This is a genomic window from Belnapia mucosa, assembly GCF_016775475.1.
Lineage (GTDB): Bacteria > Pseudomonadota > Alphaproteobacteria > Acetobacterales > Acetobacteraceae > Belnapia > Belnapia mucosa.
In genome coordinates this window covers 1-2658 of record NZ_JAEUXJ010000063.1, presented here as the reverse complement: position 1 = coordinate 2658, position 2658 = coordinate 1, and the positions used below count along the sequence as shown (strand labels likewise).

The 2658-nt window shown below is 66.8% G+C and carries 3 protein-coding genes; all 3 read left to right on the top strand.

Annotated features, from left to right (window positions below):
- Positions 1 to 205 precede the first annotated feature (205 nt).
- The 3 genes from JMJ55_RS30330 (at position 206) to JMJ55_RS30320 (ending at position 2221) form a co-directional block, all read left to right on the top strand.
- Complete coding sequence (locus JMJ55_RS30330) at positions 206 to 703, top strand: hypothetical protein (RefSeq protein ID WP_202829331.1); 498 nt, start codon at positions 206 to 208, stop codon at positions 701 to 703.
- A gap of 69 nt (positions 704 to 772) precedes the next feature.
- Positions 773 to 1570 carry a hypothetical protein gene (locus tag JMJ55_RS30325; RefSeq protein WP_202829330.1) on the top strand — a complete coding sequence of 266 codons (798 nt, stop codon included), beginning with the start codon at positions 773 to 775 and terminating at the stop codon, positions 1568 to 1570.
- Positions 1571 to 1864: 294 nt separating this feature from the next.
- Positions 1865 to 2221 carry a hypothetical protein gene (locus JMJ55_RS30320; RefSeq protein WP_202829329.1) on the top strand — a complete coding sequence of 119 codons (357 nt, stop codon included), beginning with the start codon at positions 1865 to 1867 and terminating at the stop codon, positions 2219 to 2221.
- The last annotated feature ends 437 nt before the right edge of the window (positions 2222 to 2658 follow it).

The window sequence follows — 2658 nt, the reverse complement described above, 5'->3', positions numbered from 1 at the left end:
GCCTTTCTTCCTGCGCCCGCCGCCGGGAGCCAATCACAAGCGATTCAAATGACTCGGTCTGTTCCCGGATGGACACTAAGAGAACGCTTCATGAAAAAGAAAATGTCGGACGGATCACCGCTTGGGTCTGGTGGAGGTCGCCAAGACCATCGTGCAGCGCAGACTTAGCGGGGCGGCCCAAGGAGGGTAACGAGGACCAAAAGTGATGCTCACCGACCTCGCCCATTTCGAGCCGCCGCCAAGCGCGCCCTCGGCGACCCAGCTAGCCGCGGCGCGGCACCTTACCCTGACGGGCATCGCGGCGACCCCCGAAGCGATTGCCCTGGTGGGCCACCTTACCGCCCTAGTCGCACCCCTGGTCGACGCCGAGCGGGACAACGCAAGGCGGTCGGCAGGGGCCGCCAAGCTCAGCAAGACGGTGGGCGCCGCGGTCGCTGGTCTCCTGCGTCGCTGGGGCAGCGAGGAGCCGAGCTTGGCCTTTCGGTCGCTAAGGAACGACGGATTCACGGGAGCGCCTGTCGGCCGTCGACAGTTTGTCCCGACGATGGAGGCGCTGGTCGCCCTCGGCTTTATTGGCCAAGCCAGCGGTATCTCGTTCACGTCGCCGGGCTTCGACGGAACCCCCGGGTGGGAGCGCCGAGCCGCGCGATACTGGCCCACCGACAAGCTCCTTGCGCTGGCGCTGCGGCATGGCGTCGGATGAGATGGCCTGCGCGAGCATTTTCGGACGGAAGCACCGACCAAGCCACCAACCATACGGCATCCTGTCGAGGTGCTACCCCTTCGGCTCGATTACTCCCGTTCGGTCGGAACTCATCTGTCCGCCAGCCTTGCTGACCCGGAGGCGGCCCAGCTCCGCGCAGGGGTCCAAGCGCACAACGCGTTCGCCGCCGAGACCATCGTTGAGGGCTGCACGCCGCCGCGCTTTCGGCGGGTCTTCCACGGCGCGTGGGAGCTACATGGGAGGTGGTATGCAGCCGGCGAGGGCTCGTATCAGATGATGCCCGAGGCCGAGCGGCTAAGGCTCCTACGCATCGGCGGCGAGCCGGTCGCAGAGATCGACGCCAAGGCTGCCCATCTGACAATCCTCCTCGCGCTGGCAAACCAGGCGTTGTCGGCCCACGAAGACCCCTACGACGTGCCGGGCATCCCGCGAGCCGTCGTCAAATCGTGGGTCACGGCGACGCTCGGTAAGGGGTCGCCGGTTCGCCGCTGGTCGTCGGGAGCGCCGAGGGCCTGCCTGGCGTTCGACGCGGAAGCGGTGGGAGCCGCCCTAATCGCCCTCCATCCCGCAATGCGCGACCCGGCGGCAAGCGTCCCGGATGCCCTCGCCGAGCGCCTCGGAGGTCGCCGCTCCATCCTCCCGCATTACCTTATGGCCCTGGAGGCGACGGCCGTGACGGGAGCCATGGAACGGCTCCGCGACGCGCACAGGGTGCTGGCCCTGCCTGTGCACGATGCGCTTATCGTCCCCTGCTCTGCGGCGGAGATCGCAGAGGTCGTGTTGAGGGAAGAGTTCGGCCGCGTGATCGGGGTTGCGCCTGGCTTAGAGGTGCAGCGCGCGGGCTAGACGGCGAGGCGGACAGGCTTAGGGGCACCACACCCGCGCGCTGCTTAAGTGAGCGGACCTACGGCCCTCTATGAAGGCACCAAGCCCACAAGTTTGTCGCCTTCATTCGCCAGCAACCCGCGAGCTAGCTCATACCCGAGCTGCCGCCCATACCCCAGGCTTCCCATGCACATCGTCACTCCGCAGTCGTCCCCGGACGACGCAGCCCCGTCGCGCCCGCCGCGTCGCATAGTGCCCCCGACCCCGCTAAATCCCAAGCCAACCGTCCGCCGCTTCTTGCGCGATGATAAGCCGATGGTCGAAGTCGGCCTGTCCGGCGCCTATGGTGCGGGTAAGCAAATGATACTCGACGCAGAGGACTGGGATGTAGCAAGCGCCAAGTATGGCTCCGCTTGGTCCTTGGTCAGCAATGGCACGGGCCGGGACTACGTCCGGGCGGGTCGCGCGGCGCTCCGGGGAGCCGCCCAGCAACCGAGAAGTCACGGCAACGCGACGCTTGGTCGGCTCCTGCTGGACGCCGATCCCGGCGAGGTAGTCGTATACCGCAACGGAAACGCACTGGACCTCAGCCGCCCGAATCTCCTCAAGCTCTCGCGGGCCGAAGCGGCGACCTGGAGGCGCGAGCATGAGGAAGCGAGAGTGGTTAACTGATGTGCGACACGACTTTCGGTGCGGTCTAGGCGACTGACCAGTTTGGCCTCCAGCGCGCGGGGGCCGGCATGAACCTCGCTGGGGGTGCCGGCTCGGCGGCCGGTATGCTTTCAAGACCACCGCAAGGCTACGCCGGGACCTCGGCGGGTCTCACCGCAATTGGTGCCGACCTGTCGCAGACGAATGCTCCAGGCACGCCGCCTTCCGGCAACGGGAATACCGGCGGTCCAGGCCAAATCGGTGCGCCCCAGCTTGGGGCACTCGGCGCTCCGGGCTATGGGTGGCGCAGCCCGTTCCCCTGGCAGAGCTGAGGCGTCTAGGTGGCCGCTACAGCAGCCGGCGTCTTGCCGCGCGGGGTCTACTAGAGCAAAATCTGACCGATCGGAGTCATTGGGGATTCCTCTCGGCCTCGAAATTTGATTCACCCTGCTGGCTGG